The sequence below is a fragment of the Mycobacterium sp. FW102-FHT13B02 genome, assembly GCF_058790275.1.
In genome coordinates, this window is the sequence record NZ_JBYTCM010000042.1 from 1 (window position 1) to 17,761 (window position 17,761).

General features: G+C 65.1%; 23 protein-coding genes. 9 read left to right on the forward strand and 14 right to left on the reverse strand.

Translation table 11 applies throughout. The features are described 5' to 3' along the window. Window positions 1-118: 118 nt before the first annotated feature. From AC3WTE_RS31875 to AC3WTE_RS31895, 5 genes are all read left to right on the forward strand, one after another. The gene (locus AC3WTE_RS31875) at window positions 119-364 is read left to right on the forward strand and encodes a hypothetical protein (RefSeq protein ID WP_492443591.1); all 246 of its coding nucleotides are present in this window, start codon (window positions 119-121) and stop codon (window positions 362-364) included. Then, the gene (locus AC3WTE_RS31880) at window positions 361-720 is read left to right on the forward strand and encodes a type II toxin-antitoxin system PemK/MazF family toxin (RefSeq protein ID WP_492443593.1); all 360 of its coding nucleotides are present in this window, start codon (window positions 361-363) and stop codon (window positions 718-720) included. Before AC3WTE_RS31875 ends, AC3WTE_RS31880 begins: the two co-directional genes overlap by 4 nt. A 252-nt stretch (window positions 721-972) precedes the next feature. Continuing rightward, a complete protein-coding gene (locus AC3WTE_RS31885; RefSeq protein WP_492443595.1) occupies window positions 973-1,440 on the forward strand; it encodes a hypothetical protein in 468 nt (155 codons plus the stop codon). Window positions 1,441-1,479: 39 nt separating this feature from the next. Then, on the forward strand, window positions 1,480-2,163 hold the full coding sequence (locus AC3WTE_RS31890) for a hypothetical protein (protein ID WP_492443597.1): 684 nt from the start codon (window positions 1,480-1,482) through the stop codon (window positions 2,161-2,163). A 72-nt stretch (window positions 2,164-2,235) separates the two neighbouring features. After that, a complete protein-coding gene (locus AC3WTE_RS31895) occupies window positions 2,236-2,934 on the forward strand; it encodes a hypothetical protein (protein ID WP_492443598.1) in 699 nt (232 codons plus the stop codon). 71 nt (window positions 2,935-3,005) lie between these two features. Here AC3WTE_RS31895 and AC3WTE_RS31900 read toward each other — a convergent pair whose 3' ends face one another. The 6 genes from AC3WTE_RS31900 to AC3WTE_RS31925 all read right to left on the reverse strand — a co-directional run bounded on the left by AC3WTE_RS31900 (window position 3,006) and on the right by AC3WTE_RS31925 (window position 6,975). Next, window positions 3,006-4,199 (reverse strand): HEPN-associated N-terminal domain-containing protein, encoded by a 1,194-nt coding sequence (locus AC3WTE_RS31900; RefSeq protein WP_492443600.1) that lies wholly within the window; start codon window positions 4,197-4,199, stop codon window positions 3,006-3,008. Window positions 4,200-4,240: 41 nt separating this feature from the next. Continuing rightward, complete coding sequence (locus AC3WTE_RS31905; RefSeq protein ID WP_492443602.1) at window positions 4,241-5,173, reverse strand: MPT63 family protein; 933 nt, start codon at window positions 5,171-5,173, stop codon at window positions 4,241-4,243. Window positions 5,174-5,310: 137 nt separating this feature from the next. After that, complete coding sequence (locus AC3WTE_RS31910) at window positions 5,311-5,583, reverse strand: hypothetical protein (protein ID WP_492443604.1); 273 nt, start codon at window positions 5,581-5,583, stop codon at window positions 5,311-5,313. Window positions 5,584-5,653: 70 nt separating this feature from the next. Continuing rightward, window positions 5,654-6,208 (reverse strand): Imm61 family immunity protein, encoded by a 555-nt coding sequence (locus AC3WTE_RS31915; RefSeq protein ID WP_492443606.1) that lies wholly within the window; start codon window positions 6,206-6,208, stop codon window positions 5,654-5,656. A 45-nt stretch (window positions 6,209-6,253) separates the two neighbouring features. Next, window positions 6,254-6,715, reverse strand: coding sequence for a hypothetical protein (locus tag AC3WTE_RS31920; protein ID WP_492443607.1), 462 nt, complete (start codon window positions 6,713-6,715; stop codon window positions 6,254-6,256). Between the two features lie 125 nt (window positions 6,716-6,840). Beyond that, complete coding sequence (locus tag AC3WTE_RS31925; RefSeq protein ID WP_492443609.1) at window positions 6,841-6,975, reverse strand: hypothetical protein; 135 nt, start codon at window positions 6,973-6,975, stop codon at window positions 6,841-6,843. A 103-nt stretch (window positions 6,976-7,078) separates the two neighbouring features. Between AC3WTE_RS31925 and AC3WTE_RS31930 the strand changes: the two genes are divergently transcribed. Continuing rightward, window positions 7,079-7,624, forward strand: coding sequence for a hypothetical protein (locus AC3WTE_RS31930; protein ID WP_492443610.1), 546 nt, complete (start codon window positions 7,079-7,081; stop codon window positions 7,622-7,624). Window positions 7,625-7,745: 121 nt separating this feature from the next. Further along, window positions 7,746-8,045, forward strand: coding sequence for a hypothetical protein (locus AC3WTE_RS31935; protein ID WP_492443612.1), 300 nt, complete (start codon window positions 7,746-7,748; stop codon window positions 8,043-8,045). Here AC3WTE_RS31935 and AC3WTE_RS31940 read toward each other — a convergent pair. The 8 genes from AC3WTE_RS31940 to AC3WTE_RS31975 form a co-directional block, all read right to left on the reverse strand. Then, window positions 8,026-8,283 carry a helix-turn-helix domain-containing protein gene (locus AC3WTE_RS31940; protein ID WP_492443614.1) on the reverse strand — a complete coding sequence of 86 codons (258 nt, stop codon included), beginning with the start codon at window positions 8,281-8,283 and terminating at the stop codon, window positions 8,026-8,028. The two genes, AC3WTE_RS31935 and AC3WTE_RS31940, sit on opposite strands and share 20 nt — an antisense overlap. Window positions 8,284-8,344: 61 nt before the next feature. Beyond that, a complete protein-coding gene (locus AC3WTE_RS31945) occupies window positions 8,345-8,905 on the reverse strand; it encodes a hypothetical protein (RefSeq protein WP_492443616.1) in 561 nt (186 codons plus the stop codon). Between the two features lie 101 nt (window positions 8,906-9,006). Further along, window positions 9,007-9,762 carry a hypothetical protein gene (locus AC3WTE_RS31950; RefSeq protein WP_492443618.1) on the reverse strand — a complete coding sequence of 252 codons (756 nt, stop codon included), beginning with the start codon at window positions 9,760-9,762 and terminating at the stop codon, window positions 9,007-9,009. Between the two features lie 320 nt (window positions 9,763-10,082). Then, window positions 10,083-11,069, reverse strand: a complete 987-nt coding sequence (locus tag AC3WTE_RS31955; RefSeq protein WP_492443620.1) for a caspase family protein — start codon at window positions 11,067-11,069, stop codon at window positions 10,083-10,085. A gap of 5 nt (window positions 11,070-11,074) precedes the next feature. Continuing rightward, complete coding sequence (locus AC3WTE_RS31960) at window positions 11,075-11,449, reverse strand: TIR domain-containing protein (protein ID WP_492443622.1); 375 nt, start codon at window positions 11,447-11,449, stop codon at window positions 11,075-11,077. 129 nt (window positions 11,450-11,578) lie between these two features. Then, on the reverse strand, window positions 11,579-13,768 hold the full coding sequence (locus tag AC3WTE_RS31965; protein WP_492443631.1) for a tyrosine-type recombinase/integrase: 2,190 nt from the start codon (window positions 13,766-13,768) through the stop codon (window positions 11,579-11,581). Window positions 13,769-13,770: 2 nt separating this feature from the next. Continuing rightward, window positions 13,771-14,796: a tyrosine-type recombinase/integrase gene (locus AC3WTE_RS31970; RefSeq protein ID WP_492443624.1), complete on the reverse strand. Its 1,026-nt coding sequence runs from the start codon at window positions 14,794-14,796 to the stop codon at window positions 13,771-13,773. Next, entirely contained in the window at window positions 14,793-15,419 is a 627-nt protein-coding gene (locus AC3WTE_RS31975) for a hypothetical protein (protein ID WP_492443626.1), read from the reverse strand. Before AC3WTE_RS31975 ends, AC3WTE_RS31970 begins: the two co-directional genes overlap by 4 nt. Before the next feature lie 183 nt (window positions 15,420-15,602). On the opposite strand from AC3WTE_RS31975, the gene AC3WTE_RS31980 reads away from it, so the two are divergent. Next, window positions 15,603-17,180, forward strand: a complete 1,578-nt coding sequence (locus AC3WTE_RS31980) for a ParB/RepB/Spo0J family partition protein (RefSeq protein ID WP_492443628.1) — start codon at window positions 15,603-15,605, stop codon at window positions 17,178-17,180. Window positions 17,181-17,453: 273 nt separating this feature from the next. Further along, on the forward strand, window positions 17,454-17,726 hold the full coding sequence (locus AC3WTE_RS31985) for a redoxin NrdH (protein WP_492443629.1): 273 nt from the start codon (window positions 17,454-17,456) through the stop codon (window positions 17,724-17,726). Window positions 17,727-17,761: the final 35 nt, after the last annotated feature.

Sequence of the window (17,761 nt, forward strand, 5' to 3'; positions counted from 1 at the left end):
TATCGATGTAAAAATCAATGAAGCGGATGGCTACCGCGCGGAACTCGCACCTCGCTAGCACGCACCGTTACCAGCTTCAAGGTATGCTATTCGGGCATACCTGAGGTACAATAACCATATGTCGGATCTGACCACGATCAAGGTGAGCAAGCCGCTGCGCGAGCGCATCAGCGCCGGTGCCGCCGAAGAGGGCGAGACCGTCCAGAAGTTCCTGGAACAGCTCATGGAGGAACGGGAGCGGCACAAGCGCCTTTCCTCCGTCGCGGCCGCCATCAGTGGTGCCGACGAGGAGACGCTGACCTCCTGGCGCACGGAGACCGCCGATTGGGCCACGGTCGACGCCGACACTGACCCCACGCAGTGAGCGTTCTCGTGGCTCCCGGGTCGGTGGTGTGGGTCAACCTCGATCCCACCGTGGGTCGAGAGCAAGCCGGCCGCCGACCGGCAGTCGTCGTCGCATCGTCCGGTTACCTCGATGCGGTCACCGAGCTGGCCATCGTCGTTCCCGTGACGACCACCGACCGGGGCTGGCCTCAGCACGTCAGACTCAGCGGACCGAGCCTCACCCTGGAACGCCCGTCCTTCGCGATGACCGAGCAGCCGCGGACGATCAGCCGACAACGCATCGCCAGCCTGGCCGGAACGGTCGACGATGGATGTCTGACGTCGATACGGCAATGGCTCAGCGACTTCATCCACGACGAGCATTCGTCACGGTGACGCAATTGGCTCAGGAAGGGGAATCGAACCCATGGCCTACGAAGGCATGCCACCGGAGGTGAACACAGCCAGGTCTGCGCGGAGAGCGTCGGCGAACTCACCCAGCCCGGCGAGTGACCAAGCGCCCGAACCGGCCGTTCCTTGCACGCGAGCCGTCACGATCGTCGATGTCGACGATGATGGCAACGTGGTCAAGGAGCGGATCACGGTCGACGGTGACCACTGGCCCGCCTGAGTCTTGGCGCTCTACCCATGACGTCGATCATCCGGTACGAACTACGCACCCTCGACTCGCTGCCGTGGCCGCACGGACTGGGCAAGTCCGAGTATCGGCGCCTGGAGCGCCGGTTGGTAGCACTGCTCGGCTCGGGACGTCTCACACCTGCCGTTCACAAGCGGGCCTTCGAAACGAACGTCGATTACAAGAACATGGTCCTCGAGGAGTTGGGAGCGCGGGCCTGGAGCCGCGACGTGATCGACGTGGCGGCCGGCGCGGCCACGCTCGCGGGCACGGCGCCGCTGCTCGGGGTCGATCTGAGCGACGATGAGCAATGGTGGGCTTGGGTGCGCGAGCAGCCAATCGCCAACCCGTTCGTGCGGGGCTGGCTCATCTCACCGCCCGACATCACCGGCGGATACCTCGATGCGCGGCACCGCATCACCTACTTGAGGTTCATGTGTGGCCCGGCGTTCTCGGTCCTCGTCAGGTATCAACGGTGATCCGACCAGGTGTCGCCTGCTGGTTGCACAATGGGTGCTATGACGATGATGGACACCCAGGCCGCCGCCGCCGAAGCCGCCAGCCGTTCGTGGTACGTCCCTGCGTACCGCGGCCGAGACGCAATCAACATGCAGGCCTTCGCGAAGCTGGCTCCCGGTCGTCGCCTCACCTCACGGAAGTGGAAGGGCTTCCGCCTCTTCGAGGAGCCGGCGTACATGGTGAACTTCGGCTACGCACACCAATACCTCCCCTGGGAGGTTTGGGAAGTCAGACCGACGCGTGTGCTGGGCTTCGAGCCGATGCTGCAGCACGAGGCACGTCAAATCCGTGCCCGACACATCGAAGTCGTTCAGCTCATGCCCGATGGCTTCGAGTTCGGGCCCAACGGCCACGCCGTACGCCTCCTCGTCGAGCAGCTCGCCCAGTGCACCCAGCCCGGCGGGGCGCCGGGACCGGACTACGTCGCCGCAATGACGTTTCTTCAGGACCAACTCGCCACGACCACAAGCTGGCTGCACGATTCGCGAGTCTCGTTGGCGCGCACGTATCTTGATTCCTTGGCGTCAGGCAAGACCACCGGCCCCATCGGGCGATGGGACAGCCACCTTGCGCCAAGGCTGCCGGTGTACCCCCTGATCGATGCCGCCGTATCCGGCCTGACCATCCCGCAGCCCATCGCCAGCCACTGGGGCATCGCGCCGGACTCGCGTACGCCCAGCTGAGCAACCAAACCTCCGCCCACATGCACCGCCGGCCAGTAGGGGTGAGCTCGAATCACCCCACCTAGGAGACGAATGACAGCAGTCGATATCGGTGACTACATCCGCGGGCTTCAGCACGACGGATGCGCCACGACTGTCGAATTCACTGCTCCTCGAATGCATTACGAGAGTCTGGACACATGGTCGGCCACGGTGACGTGCGGTCTGGATTGGCGAGCGGAGATTCACCTGTCACCGCTCGACGCACGTGGGCCCGCGCCCGACGTCATCGCCGGTTACGTCGACTTCCTCGTGCTGCGGCTCGGTGAGCAGCCCGTCGCGGAAGTGCTTGATCTTTACGGCCCCGTCGCGGCCGACTTCGCCGAACTCTTCGACGGCGCTTGGCTTGTCGACCGGCTCGGTGAGGACGATGACTTCACCGGCGGTGTGCCGATCGGAACAGTGCTGCTGGTGCTGGACGCCGTAGTCGACGCCGCCTTCCAACACCACGATCGGCTCAGACCGTGGTCGGTCGCCGAAGTCGCCCACACCATGCTCCCCACGACAGCAGGGGTTGTCGCCATGCACACAATTCCCGCCCCTTCCCCGAAGGAGCGACATCGAGGCCTGGTGGCCGCTGATCGCGTCGATCCGCACTGGCCCCAGGTCGGCTGCGTGTGCATACCCGGCCTCCCCCGGTACGCCGGCTGCGCCACCGCCTACCGCTACCTCGAAGACGCCCGAGCGGAGCTAAGCGTCATTCGCCAAGACACCTTCCGTGCTGGAGGCTAACGACTGATGGCATCGCCAGAATCAATAGCTCTGTGCCAGGCCCGTTTTGGCCCCACGTGCTTGTCTGAGCGTTACCGCTTGATGACAGTGGTGACGCGATGCTTGGTCACCGACGCACGGATGAGGATGAGCCGGGTGTAGTCGCCGACATCGCCTTCATCCGCGCAGAATTCAGGTCCGTAGAACACCACGACGTTCGCTCCCGGACCCTGCGCGCTGGGAAACATCAGACCATCGACGCGGGCAGGGAAGGAGTACTTGAGGTACTCGGTGAATACCTGGGTGGGCACGTAGTCGATGTGTTCACGGCCGTCGAGGTCGACCGGCAAGGTGAGGTCCCGAACGAAGTTGTGCAAGAACGAGATCGTGTAGTAGCTACGAAAGGACTGTTCGTCGAAGATGCTGGGAATCGCGGGGAGCTTGGTCAGGTCAATCAGGCGTACTTCGCGGGCGGTCGTGAACTCCCCCGTGACGGCATACCCGTACGAACTGTGAGCTCCGATTTCGGCCACGGCGGTGTCTAGGTCGGTGGCGCCGTAGAACATGCTGATCCCGGCGGGACTCATCCGGTTGGCGGCGGCCCGCTGCGGCGGGGGTGGCCCAAGTTTGGCGGCGTCGTAGTCACTCGGGTCTGGGTCTGTTGCGGTCATGCGGCCGCGGAACAACCGGGGGCACGGCTGGGGAAATATCTCGGGGGTCTGGGACAACACCGCAGCCAGTTGGCGGAAGAATTCGAGCACCGACAGCCTCTCGCCATCGGCACTCGCGTCGCCTAGGGCCCCGGTGAAGAAGAACCGCGTGGAGTACTTCACAAGCTCTTTGAAGGAGTCCCAGCTGTATTGCAGGACCTGATCGGGTGTGAGTCGCTGCCAGTCTCGCCGTACCCACGATTGCGTGGTGAGGGCGGCTGTGATGTCCGAGGCCAACCCGTCGTCGGGGGTCCGTCCGGTCGTGGCATGCTCTTCCAGCACCTCCCACACGACGTCGTCGGCGTCGTACACGGTGGTCACCTGGCGGCCCGGTTGAATCGGCACCCCCGAGGCCTCGGCTTCCTCGTAGAGATTCCGGACACCGACCATGAAGACGTCCAACAAGTCATCGAGCGGAGCCGCTACGGGATTCGAGTCGTCACCAACGATCTCGCAGTAGCTGCAGTTCGGCTCGGAAAGGTGGTGCGCAATGGCCGCCTTCAGTACCGAGTCGTCGACATGGGCCAAGCACACGGTGCGGTCGGTCGCCCAATAGCCACGTGCCTCGGCCGCCATGGCTTCCCCTTTGACAAGACCCACATCTCCTCCAGCGGACGCTACGGTGCCGGCGCGGGCACGGTCGTCGTCACAGGTGCCATCGTCGTCCCGCTAGCGGGCGAGCTGCCTGCCGGAGCGAGCTGTGCCGCGCTTCCCGTGGGCTGGCTCGACGCTGTCGCCGGTGCCGGTGTCGCGGCCGGAGCTGCGGGGTCGGAGGGCATGGACGTCCCCGTGGTCCCCGCGGGGACGCCCCCTGCGGTGCCCGTTGGTGAGGTCGAGGTGCCTGGCAACGGGGTCCCGGAGCTGCCCTCGGGCAGCGGCGTCCCAGTGCTGCCGAGGAGGGGCGTGCCGGAGGCCCCGGTCGGCGGCGGTGTTCCAACAGGGACTGGCCCCGCAGCCGGAACGACACCGGGCGGTGCTGCTGGAGCCGGCGGCACCGCGGCGGACGGTGCAGCATCGGCCACCCCCGCGCGAGAACCGCCGAACGGCGCGGCGCTCGTTCCTGAGGGGACGGGTGCAGGCGGCGGGGTGAGCCAGACGGCAAGATCATGGCCGCCGCTGTTGTAGACGACGCTGTCGGGCTGCTCACCGGTCACGTCGAAGTAGACCTTGCCCGACGTCTTCGCACCGGGCGGCAGGACGGCTGGGTTCACCCCCTGCGGGGTAGCCGCCAAGAACAAGACTCGGTAGGCGTCACCGTTGCGGGCGCGCGCGTTGAGATCGGACACCACGGGCTGGATCGAACCTTGCACGGCCTCGTTGGTGGCGGTGGCCTCCCACAGCGTCCCGTTGACGTGCCACGGGATGACATCGCCGCTCGGCTTCAACCCGCTGACGGTCCACGTCTGCACTGCCGACCCGTTGGCCAACTCCGCGGCCTGTCCGAGAGACGTCAGGGTGGGGGCCACGTCATCGTCGGCCTGGGCCATCGGAACGCCCAGCACCGACCCAGCGGTCACCGCGGTCGCAGCAAGAACGGTCGAGAACTTCACTGTGGGCGCCTCCCCATAGTCGCTTCGCTCCCCCTGGATGCGAGAAAGGAGTGGGTATGAACCCTATCGCGGGGGGAGAGTCGAAGGCCCGCGACCTTAACCGAGGTGGGCAAGCTTCCTCGCCGGTGCCCACTGGGTTAGGTTGACGGCCCCGCCGGAGCGTTTTCGGCCGTGGCCCGCAACTGCGCAACGGTCAGCGGCTCACGCACTGCCACCTTGACGAGGTTCATCCTTACACCGTTGTCCAGCAACATTTTTGCGACCTTTGCGCGCCACAGGCCTGTCTCGTCGTAGACCTCGGCATCGGCTGACGCCCTCGGAATCAGACTCGAAACAAGCTCGGCGGCCAGCCCGGACTCGTCTGCCACTTGGCGCTCGGTGAGTAGCCCGTCAGCATTCGTCGTTCCCACCACTTGACGGTAGATCGTCGTGCGCGCTGTAGTCCACCACCAGACCAGGGGTTCCTCACCGGGATCGCGCCTAGCGCGCTGCGTAGCGCCCCCGGTGCAACAGCGGGACGCCGGCCGGGTTGAGGAACGAGCGCTTCAAGTCGGCGATCGACCACTGCAGGTAGTGCGACAGCGGCACTAGTGTCAACAGGCTCAGGGTCGGGTCAGGTGCGGCCGCGATGGGCTCACCTCCCCCGCGCGCGAGGGTTCGATAGCCGCGTGCGATCTCGCTGACTTGGTACCCCGAGGCCACGGCGTCGATCGACCACTCCAGCTCCAGGAAGGGTAGGTCGAGGTCCTCGCGGATGTCGTCGGCGAACAACGCGACCAGGTGTTTCTCCAGGACACCGGTGTCGGCGACGTACAGCAGTGGATGCTCATCCGCCTCATCCTCGGCCTCGGTGAGGACGAGGCGGTCGGCGCCGCGGCGGCGGACGAAGTATCGCGAGGGTGCCCCGGCCTCCGAGCGCAGCTGCACCTCGCCGTCGTCGACTGGCTCGGTGATGTAGTGCGCCGAGCGGGCCCAGCCGATGCAGGCGGCGCTCAGGGCTATCGGAGGGCGTGGCACCACGTCTGCCTCCCCCACGCGACTGAGGTTACGCACCGCCGGCCGCGAGCTGGGCGGGGCAACTCAGATGGCGATACCGGGCTGTTCCTGCTCGCGCTCCACGCGCTGCTGGCGCCGAACGGAGGCGCCCACCGATGTCGCGATCATCCGTCCGTGCCCGATGATCTGGCGGGCTTCGGCGCGTTCGTCGTCGGTGAGATCCCGTTGGCGACTGACCTGTCGCGCCTTGCTCACCGCCAACCGGGCCTGCTCCCGCCGCTGTTGTGGGTCGGGGTTGTCCCGAGCGGCGGCGAGTGTCGCTTGCGCCTCTCGCAGGCTACGTCCGGCCAGCGCGAGTGCAGCGTCCATGACCTCGACCGCGCGGGACCGGTCGGCTTCGCTGGTGTTGCTGTCGACGGCCACTTCGGCGGCTGAGTCTGCCGCCGAGCGTGCGTACTGTCCCTGGCGATGCGCGTCGGTCTCGGACTGCGCTGTGCGCAAATCGCTTTCGGCATCCGTGAGAGAGCTGGACATGGGTGCGGTCATGGGACGGACGGTACGGAGCAGGCTCCATCAGAGTCCACCACCACAGCCAACTTCGGAGTCAGTCAATTTCCGGAGGCCTTCGCGCTGACCGCGGCGGAGTGTGATCGGTGGTTGTTCGTGGAAGGTCAGGTTGCATGCAGGCCCTTTCGGCGCCAGGTGGGCAGGGGTGGCGCCGCAGTGTCCAGCGCGCGCTCGGAATGGCTGTCGGCCGACGTGGTCAGGGGTCGGGAAACGTAGGCCTTGACGACGGCGGTGTCCAAGCCCGCACATCAGTGCAGGTTGAATGGTGAAAAGCATTGCGCGGCAACGCAATTGACTGGTAGTCTGTTGCTTATAAGCAACACCCACTGAGAGGTCAATCCGATGAAGACTCGATCCACCGAAGGGCACGTCACCCCCGCAGCGTTGGTCAGCCACACGATCGTCCGCATCCAGGGCGTGCAGGAGGGCGACATCACCGTCAGTCACGCCTGCTCCCCCACTACCCGCTTGCGGGTGCAGTGGGGTTGCCTCTTGATGACCATGCTGTCGGCGCAGGCCACGCAAGGGGTGTTGGAGGGATTCTGCGCCGCACGTGCGGCGATGGTCCTCATCCCCCGGCACATCCCGGCCCCCGCGCCGATCGCAGCCGAACCGTTTGCGATGCCGACCACGGCCATCGACTGGATGCGCCGCCCCGCCTACGCGGTCGTGCCCCGCCAGGAACTCGCACGCGACCGCACGCGCCAGATTCGCTGGCTGGACCTGCATCTGGGTCCCATCACCTTTCAAATCCTCGATCAGGACGGAGCGGTCAGCGCCGTGGACCTGTTGACGAAGGCTCACCGCACCGCGACTCAGGTGTTCCTCGATGGGCCGGACTTCGCCGCCGATCCCCGCGACCAGGATTTCACGCCCCCACAGGGGTAGTTATCCACAGATCGGACCGAGCCGGGTCTGTTCATCCACAACCGTGGAGGACAGGCCCGGCTTTCGTCGTGTAGTCCCGCACACTCAGGCCCAGAACCAACCCCACGCCGAGGAGGACACAGTGACCGTTGCCTGGTCTATGACGACGACGACCGCAGGCCGCGTCGACACCACCATCGACACCGCCGAGGAGTACGACGCCGCGGTGACCGCCGTCCTGGCCGTCGCGCTCGACGCGATGCACGCGGCCCGAACCACTCAGCTGCCGCACGCACCGCGCTACGAGCTGCGGGCCGATGGAGGGCTGGTGGCGCTCATTCAGACGGGCACCGATGACGCCGGGCGCCCCGACCATGCCGAGGCCGCCTCACTGATTCAGCGCATCGAGGTGGCGCGCACCCTCAGTGCGTCGCCCCGCTAAGCGGCTGCGTCTCCAACAGGGCCGCCGGGTCGACCCCGAGCCCGCGGGCCAGGTGCACCAGCACCACCACAGTCGGGCTCTTGCGGCCACCCTCGATGTGATTGAGGTGGGGACGGCCGATGCCCGCCCGCTCGGCGAGCTGGGCTTGCGTGAGGCCGGCGGCCGTGCGGTGTTCGCGGATCGCGGCACCGAGCGCGGCGAGAATGAGTGAACCGTCGTCGGCGGGTGTCGCCTCCATGTCCATCCCCTTCCCTCGGAGTTGCCCAAAGGCTACACCGGTGGAATGGATGCGCGTGGATTCAGAACAGCACAGCATCGGTCGTTGCCTCCTGCCACCACGACTCGAACCCGGCCCTCTGCTTGTCGTCCACCACGGCTGGACACACGACGTAGAAGAACTCCAGCGCCGGGAGCTGAATACCTCGCTCGCGCACGACATGGCGAACGATGCCATCGCCACCGGTCCGTCGCTCACCACCGCGCCCACGGAGGTCCTGGTCCATCTGAACGCGGGTGCCCCGCGCGACCGCCCGCACCGAACGCGCCGTGATGCCGCGCCCGGCGCCACCGGCGGCCGGCCGACGGGTGAGTCGACGGACCTCGTAGACGGCGTGTTCGCACTCGCCGAGCATGGCTACGAACTCTGACTGGACTTCGGTCAATCCCGCCGTGGCAACCAGATCAGCCGCGGAACTGCCCTCGATGAGGGTTTGGCGTTCGTTGAGGCTGCGCGCGACGTGCTCGAGGAACAGGGCCTGGGCGCCCTTCTGTGGTTCGAGACGCCACCTTAGGGCAACCTGCCTGCGACCGGCCTCGGTGCGCATCGCGAACGGGCAAGTTATTGCGAATCTTGTCAGCACTGGCTCCCTCCCTGCCGCGGGGGAGCGCGCCGCTGAAGCGCCGTTCGTGGACTCTGCAGCCAGCTCGGCCAGTGGCGCTATGCGCTGTGCCGCTCGAATGTCTAGAAGGTGACTGGTTCGATAAACGCGTCGGCAATGGCCGCGTACAGCGGGTCCGCTGTGGCGGGCGTATAGCGCGGCGAGCGCGTCAGGCAGATCACGTCATAGGGCGCTTCGGCCTGGAATTCTTCCCAACGGCCCGATTCGTAGGGAACTCCAGGTTCCAGGTGCGTCACCACTGGTTCCCGGCCGCTGAGTCCGAAGTTCCAATTTCGAAATGCATGTGGTGTCATAGCGGCAAGCCTGACCTGGTTTGCGGATCGTTCGAATCCTCCCATAACGCAATGCAATTCGTCACCGCCTCCGCCTTGCCCGTACACGTACTCCAGACTGCTGACCCATCGGCAGGCAATAGCGAAGAGCAGAAAGTTGCCCTCGGTTAGACCCGTGGTCCCGATCGGAGGCGTCGGATTCCAACGCTCCTCGGGTGGAGCGAAGAGGAGTGAGGTCATGAGGTACACGTACCCGGAATCCCCCAGTCCGAGATCGGCGTGCGCGTCGACATGAGTCACGTGAAACGGAGGCTGAAGAATCTGGGCGCGCACCGCTTCACGCCACGATGGGAACAGCTCGTCGTGCTGCTCGGTCAGGATGCCCGGTAGGGGGCCAGCGAGACCGCAATTATCGGTGAGGAATTCGAAGGCCCGATCTGTCGACCAGACGGTGTGCTCGGCTGAGGCGGGGCGGCTTTCGTCCTGGGGCCAGTGGACCACGGGTTCAACAAAAAAATCGAGATCGATGTCGAGGATTCGCGTCACACGACGACGCTACCTCCGCCCCACACGCTTTCACGTGTCTTAAGTGTCCATCGTCCTTAAACGCTGAAGTGCTGCGATGTACTCACGGGCCTGTTCTCGGTCGCTGTCCTTTTCGGCATCGGTTAGGGCCTCGTAGGGCGTGGACATCTGCCGTTCCCACCTTTCCGCTAGTTCAGGCGGGACGGTGAGGCTGCCGTCGGGGTTGTGACGGCATTTTGAGTGCATGTATCGCTGCCAGTGCGACCATCGCTCATGCTCGACTGCTGCGACCGCTTCTAACACGCTGTGGGAATCTAGCGCTGGCCAGGAGCTGTCGCTCATCAGATCAGGCGTTCGTTGACAAGGTTCCAGTAATGCTCGCCGAGGACCGTAAGTTCGCAGGACTTCCCCTCCATTGCGGCGTAGTACATGTGCACTGCGCCGACCGGCCTGACTAGGTTGACCTTGACGTAGTTCTGCAGGACCTTGAAGGTGGCGTTTCGCGCAGGATCGGGAGCTGGGATTGTCGGATCAGCGAGTTGCTCCGCAGTCCTAGACGGTTCGAAGGATGGGTCGAGAGGTAACTCGATGCCCGGTGTCGGAAAGATCGACGTCAGCTGTTGTAGCTCCGCAAGGGTTATTGGTGGTCTGGCACGTCGCAACGAGACGAAGGTCTTAACGTTCGTCTTGAACACCGGCCGCTGTTGCCAGGGGCCAAGGGACTGATCGATGTGTGCGTAGACGCTGCCTGGCGTGATGTCCCCGACCAGGTTCGCCGCGGCACCATTAAGCGCATCAACGAGCAGCCCCGTGAAAACACCAGAGCCGCCCGATTCGAGCGCGTATTGGTTGGCCGTTGATGCCGACAAGATGGTGACGCCTTCGCGAATGTCTGCTTGCGTCGCCCCCGCGGCGGTCACGGCGGCTGCGCCGGAGTGGCAGCTGTCCAAGATGATCACCTTGTTCGTTGCTGGTGACTGGTTCGCAAGAGTCATGACTTCGGCGAGAGCAAGGCCGTCGTCGCCACTGCGTGCATCGCTTGAGCACAAATAGCCGCCGGTGTCGTCCAGGTAACCGTGGCCGGAGAAGTAGAACAGCGCGATCTCGGCGTCATCACGAAAGAGCTCGCGCACTGCGTCTTTGAGGACGTGTCGGTCAAGGTTGGATGCCGGGCCGGTTCCGGTGAGCAGCATCGGATTCGTAAAGTTGACCGTTCCGTCCGCGTCTCGCTCCAGAACTCCGTTGACGTTGTACGCGTCGTTTACGCAGCCCCGGAGAGTCGAGATGTGATCGTAGTGATCCACCCCGACGATGAGCGCCTTTCGCATGCCCACTACAGCGAGTCGATGAAGTCGCCGATGTTCTTGTCACTCCACGTGACCGTGTTGACGCCGGCAATAGTGGCGCGGTCGGCCGCGTAGGCCCAAATGCCCAGAATGGGCTTGTCCTCGTCCTTCGCGCATTCGATCTCCCATTTCTGGCCGGTCGACGACGTCGAGTTCTTGCTGACGAGGACGATCACCCCGTGGGAGCGCTTGATGCGAGTCCGCACCTTGTCCTTCCAGCCCTCCTCGTATGCCTCTTTCACTGACAGGTCGATGAATTCGTAAGGGGCGCGCGGAGATAGAGATTGTCCCTTGAGGAAATCGCGCTGCCGCTCGTCCTCGATCGCAAACGCTACAAACACAATCTTTTTGTCGGCCACCACGGGTGCCTTCCTATAGACCACACTGTCTCGGCCATCGTAACCAGGGGGTCCGACATCAGCACGTACATCACGGCCAGTGCGATGCGAAGATGCCTAGGTCAGCCGGTCGCCCACCGGAAGGCGCGGCGGTCAGTCCGCATCCGCGGCAAGGGAGTCCTTAAGCTCACTCAGCGCGATGAAGGCAGCTCCTGTCGTACCCAGTGCTTCCGGGGTAGGGCCGGCCGGGGTCGGAGTCTTGGCTAGACGATGAGCGAGCTGAGTGAGGACGGCGCGGTCACCATCGAGCGCGGTTCGTTCCTCGTCGGTCAGGACGAGGTTCTCCAGCATGTGGTCGATGCCGTTCTTGACGGCCAACAGCTGACCGGCGCTGGACTGTTTTGGTAGGTAGAACGGGCAGCGAGCGCAGGCGAGGCGGTGGGGACACTTCGCGAAGAAGTCGTAGGTGCAGTACCCCTCACCGAGGTCGTAGTACTTCCACGTTTCACCGTCGGCGGCCGCGCCGGTCATGATGGTCTCGCGGTCGATGAGGACCTGGATGGTGCGGACGTTGCGGGCGAAGTAGTCGGCCTTCTTGTAGGCGGCGGTGAGGCGGCGCTGCAGGATCGTGGCGTAATGCCGGGTGCTGGAGTAGTGCTTGTGGCCCAGCCATTCCTTGAGGTCGACCAGCGACAGCGGTTCCGGGGCATTGAGAAGCTGGGTGGCGATGGTGGCGCGAGCCCGGTGGCTAGTGAGTGCGCCGCGCGAGTCACGTTCCGGGATATTGGCTTTGCGGCACAGCACCGGGATCAGGTGGGCGTTGAGGTACGTCTCGCCGATGAGTTCCCCGCGCACGCAGAACAGGAACTGTCGACGTTGTTGGGTCTTGCGGTCGACGAGGTCGGGTTGAGGTGATCGCACGGCCCGCCAGGCTTCGATGAGTTCTCCGACGAGCGGATCGACCGGCTTGCTGAATGCCGGGCTGGTCTTGTTGGCCGGGACGTGGAGCAGGCAGATTGGGAACGGTGTTCCGGTCGTGTCGTCGCGTCCCTCCTCGCGCCGCACGCAGTCCAGTTCGAGGCGACGGATCTCGTCGATGCGTAGGCCTGCGAAGAGCCACACCCCGATCAAGGCTCGGACCATCTCGATCGGATAGTAGGTGCGGTGCTCGAAGCTGGCGGCGCGGGCGGCGGCGCTGCCATACCGGTTGAGGTCGGATGCCTCGACGGTTAGTCCGGCGGCCATCAGTTTGGCCCAGGACGCGTCGTCGATGATGCGCGGGTTTGGTCCCAGTTGTGCGCGGACCGAAAGCGGCCCGGCCAGTGCCTTGCGGGGGTCGAAGCGCGGGGTGATCCATTCCCATTCGATGAGATCGAGGAAGAAGGCTCGAATGCCGTCGATGCGTTGAACCTTCCCGACGGCGCCCAGGGGTTGTCCGGTCTTGCGGGTGTCGCGGTTGCAGCCGGCCCACTGGCCGTGGGTGGCGTTGAGGGTGTCGGCGACGTATTCGGCGGCGATGTCGCGGGTCCATAGGTGCGGCTCGAGGGCTTCGGGGTGTTTGTCGGCGGCCCAGCGCCCGGCGATGAGGATGATCGCGAATCGGCCACGCAGCGTGCCCGGTTCGATGGTGGTGACGTCGCGCCACCGCAGCGCCCATTGCACCCACATGGGGGGCGCGGAGTCGAGGGTTGCTTGGCGCGGTCCGCGCTGGCGTGCGTTGCGGGCCACCGGCACACGCAGTATGCCGTCGTGGGCCAAGACGCGGGACAGCTTGATCAGCCCGGTGCGGCGGGCACCGCTGCCGTAGAAGTCCGCGAGGGAGGTTACCGTGTCATCGGTGAAGCGAGCGAGGTCTGCGGTCCCGCTGCACAGCATCAAATCGCTCAAGGCCGCGGCGACGTGGCTGCCGCTGGTGTGTTCGGAGACCTCCCACGTGCGTAGGGTGTCCTGGACGTGTGAGATCGCGGTCTCTACGTCGGTCTGCCCGTAGGCCAATCCAGCGGTTCGGCGCACGGAGACCGTGACGTGGTGGTGCAGGGTGCGGTGGCCGGCGATGACGTTGGCGATCGCCACCATTGGTGCGCCGAGCTTGGAGCCAAATTCGACGGTCGCCAGGTCCCGCCAGGTCTGTTCGTCCCAGTCCCAGTATGGGCGTTGTTCAAGGTGCACCCGTCGCAGGATGCGGCTGCGGGCGCGCCCGGCGATGTCGGGCCGCCACCCGGCCATCAGTGGCGTCAGGGGGTCGACGAGACGGTGCAACGCCCGGGTGGTGGGATCAGTGAGATGGGGGCTACCGTGGTCGAACAAGTCGGCCAGGGTTGCGACTTCGGCCTCGGTCAGCATCGTCACCACATCCCAGCCAGCGCCGCCAGTCGGCGCTCTTGATCGGCGTGAAGTGAGGTTGACGCGGCATGAAACTTCGCTGCCAGTTCGCGCCCGGACAGGTGGATATAGGTCAGGGTGGTGGATAGGTCGCGGTGGCCGGCGTATTGCGCGATCTCGTCGATGTCCCATCCCGCCCGCGCCAGATCGGTCAACCTCAAATGCCGCAACGTGTGTGTCGACAACTCGGGCACCTCGGCACGTCGGGCGATGGCGGTGACGGTCTTCGACCATGCCGAAGGACCGAGACCCGCACCGTGATTGCGCCGGGACGCGCTGAGGAACAGGTTTCCGTCGACCTTGCCGAACACCTCGGTGCGGTGGCGCAGGTAGGCCACCAACAGTCCGCCGGAGGTCGCGCCGAACGCCACCGTCCTGCCGCGCTGGGACTTGGTGGTCTCCGCGCGCACGTGGATCAGCGACCAGGCTGGTTCGAGATCGCCGATCTGCAGTGACACCAACTCTTCGCGGCGCAGCGCCCCGTCGTAGCCCAGGCAGAGCATGAGCCGGTTGCGTAATGTGTCGGATCGGGCTGCCTGCAGGATCCGACCCCAGGCGTGTTCGTCGGGAATCCACGGTGCCTTCTGGATGGCCCGGACCAAGCCCTGGCGCGGTTGCTTTCCTCGGCGGCCCGACTGGCCTCGGCGAACCGGATTACGTTCGCGGAGTTGATCTTCCACGAGGAAGTCGTAGAAGCCGCGGACCGCCACGACCCGCTGCTGCACTGTCGCATCCGATAGACCAACGGTGTCGTGGCGGGAGTTCGGCCGATGCAGCATGTCTCCGATCCAGGCCGCGACGACATCGGGCCGCGCGGTAACTGGATCCGCCCGCAACGCCGCACAGAAGGTCAGATAGTCCTGCACCGCCCGACCGTAGGCGTCGACCGTGTTGGGGGCGCGTCCGATGTTGGCGGTGAACTGCAGCCACCGCCGACCATGCTCATGCTCGCCAACCGTCGGAAAGCGTTCCCACCGAACTTCCTTCATCTCCCCACGGTAGGCCCCATATTCCACATAAGGCAGAAGCCGCAGGCTGATTTCAACCAACGACGCCCGGTGATCTCGATGATGTAATCCGAGCAGCGGGCTCGATCCCAACCCCAGTCGCGCAGCGGGTACCAACCGACACGGCGGTCGGTGTTGTACAGCGCGTCCTTGACAGCCCGTGAGCCCTCGTCGCTTTCGAAGCCCACGACGTGGCGATAGCGCCGACCGGCGGTCACCGCGGCGATGACCGGATCCAGACAACTCCCCTTGGCGTGAATGGAGCACATACGCGTGCCGCCGATCTGCGGAACGGTTCCGGCCGACAGCATTTCATCCGCCAGCGTGTAGGACGCGCGGTACAGGCGCGTGGGTTCGGTGCTGTCCTGCAAGACCGCGATACCCTCTCCCTTGGCGGTGGTCTTGCGTTGCGACCGGCCGACCTGGATGAAGCGCACACCGTGGCGACGCAGCGCGGGGAGCACGACCTGCTCGACGTCGGTGATCGTCTGGTCGAACTCTCCCCCGGTGTCAGCCGTGACGACGATGAGGTCCGCCAGATCGAAGTCACGGCTGGACGGCTCGACGAGCCAGCGCAGCAGGATCGCGGTGGAATCCACGCCCATGCCATAACTCATCACCACCGTTGTCCCACAGTCGCTCTCGGCAATGCCGGGGAGCTGATCGAGGCTCGTGCTCATCGGGAATCGGCCCTTCCGTCGCTCCTGGTGTTGCCTATAGGCTACACATGGTGTAGCCTATAAGCAACAGGTTCGACAAACAAAGGAAAGGAACCCCCCAACCCCCCGATGACCACCATCGCCACTCCCGAGCTGCTTCACCTCTCGCCCAACGACATTGAGATCGAAGAGAACGTTCGCCTGGACCCCCGCCTGGACCGCGACTTCCTGGCCTCCATCGAGGAGCACGGCGTCATGGTTCCCGTGCTCGCGGTGCGGATCGACGGGCAGGACAAGCCCCTGGTGCGCGAGGGACAGCGCCGCATCCAGGCCGCACGCCAGGTCGGATTGACCTCGGTGCCGGTGTACGTGCGCACCGTCGACGGCACCGAGACCGCCGTGCGCGCCCAGCGCGTGATCGAGCAGATCGTGACCAACGACCGCCGCCTGCCACTCACCGACGCCGAGCGCGCGCGCGGGATCAACCAGCTGCTGCTCGACGGGGTGTCACCGACCAAGGTCGCCAAGGGACTGTCCACCACCAAGGAGGCAATCGCCGCAGCCAAGCTGGCCATCGAATCCGAGAAGGCGATGAGCGCTCTGGACACCGGGCAGCTCAACCTCATCGAAGCCACCAGCTTCGTGGAGTTCGACGGCGACGACGACGCCCAAGCCGAGCTGATCAAGGTTGCAGGCACCGACCAGTTCGCACACCGGGTCGCCCAACTACGTGCCGACCGCGAGGAACGCGCCCGCTACGCCGAGGCTGCCGAAGGGTATGCCGCGAAGGGGTACACGGTTCTCGACAATCGGCCCGGCTGGTACGACAAGGCCCATATTTCGGCGCAGAACCTCAAGGACGCCTCCGGGGCCAATCTGACCGATGAGACCATTGCCGCAATGGAACCCCGCCACTGGGCGGTCTGGCTCGAAGTCGCCGAAGTCTACGTGGACGCCGACACCGGCGCGGTCGTCGATGAGTACGAGATCGACTTCGACACCGAGGACGACCCGGACCTCGAACCCGGCGCGGGCCTGCGGCACTTCCGTACGGTCCGCGAGCGGACGGTGTTCGAGCCGAAGTACTTCTGCATGGACCTGGCCGGTGCGGGTGTCACCATGCCGGACTGGCTGGCCCGCCAGCACGGCGTCGACCTCGACCAGCTCGCCGACGCCGGCGACCCCGATGGAGCCATCGAGCGGGAACGGGCCCGCGAGGAGCAGGCCGAGAGGGAACGTGCCGAGCGACGAAAGCTCATCGCTCTAAACAAGCTGGGCGAGGCGGCGGCGGTGGTGCGGCGGGAATGGGTGCGCGACAAGCTCCTTGCTCGCAAGACCGCCCCGAAAGGCGCGGCCCTGTATCTCGCCGAAGCGCTCACCAACCGGGCGGACCTGTTCAACGACTACCACGGCCAGCGGCTCGCCCCCGAGCTGCTCGGCCTGGCCGACAACGAGACGCCGAAGATGGCGGTCGCCAAACTCGCCGCCACCGGTGACGCGCGCGCCCTGGTGATCATGCTCGGGATGGTGCTCGCGACCGTCGAGGCCCGCACCGGCAAGGATGCCTGGCGAGGACCCCAGGACATCACCAAGACCTACCTGCGGTTCCTGGAGGAGAACGGCTACCCGCTCAGCGACATCGAGCAGGTGATCCTCGGCAAGCGCAAGGCCGACAGCGTGTACCGGCAGGCTTGCACAGAGGACTAGCGGCCCCGACCAGTGGCCCCGTGGAGTAGCGCTCCGCGGGGCCACTTTGGTGTCGCCGGGGTGAAAAGACGCCGAGAAAAGAGAATGGCAGCAATGCGGCCTAGTGCGAATTCAAGGGATTTCCTAGTGCCATTAATGCCCGGACATAAACCGCAGATTGCCGCCATAATTGCCTGCTTTGAATATCGGTCTATCCGTTGCTAAATAGGCTGCCAGCAATTAGAATCGAAGGTACATAAACACCCCGAAAACCTTACGACTAAAGGAGTTGAAATGACCACCACAGCCAACGTCACCGTCTACACCAAGCCCGCCTGCGTCCAGTGCAACGCCACCTACAAGGCGCTCGACAAGCAGGGCATCTCCTACGAGATCGTCGACATCAGCACCACCCCCGAAGCTCGCGACTTCGTGATGGCCCTCGGCTACCTGCAGGCCCCCGTGGTGGTGGCTGGAGACGACCATTGGTCGGGTTTCCGGCCCGACCGCATCAAGTCGCTCCTGAATGAGGAAATATTGTCATCTGATGCAACATTGGTTGGGTAGCAATGTTGTCCGTTGTAGCAGGTCGGGCGCCGGGG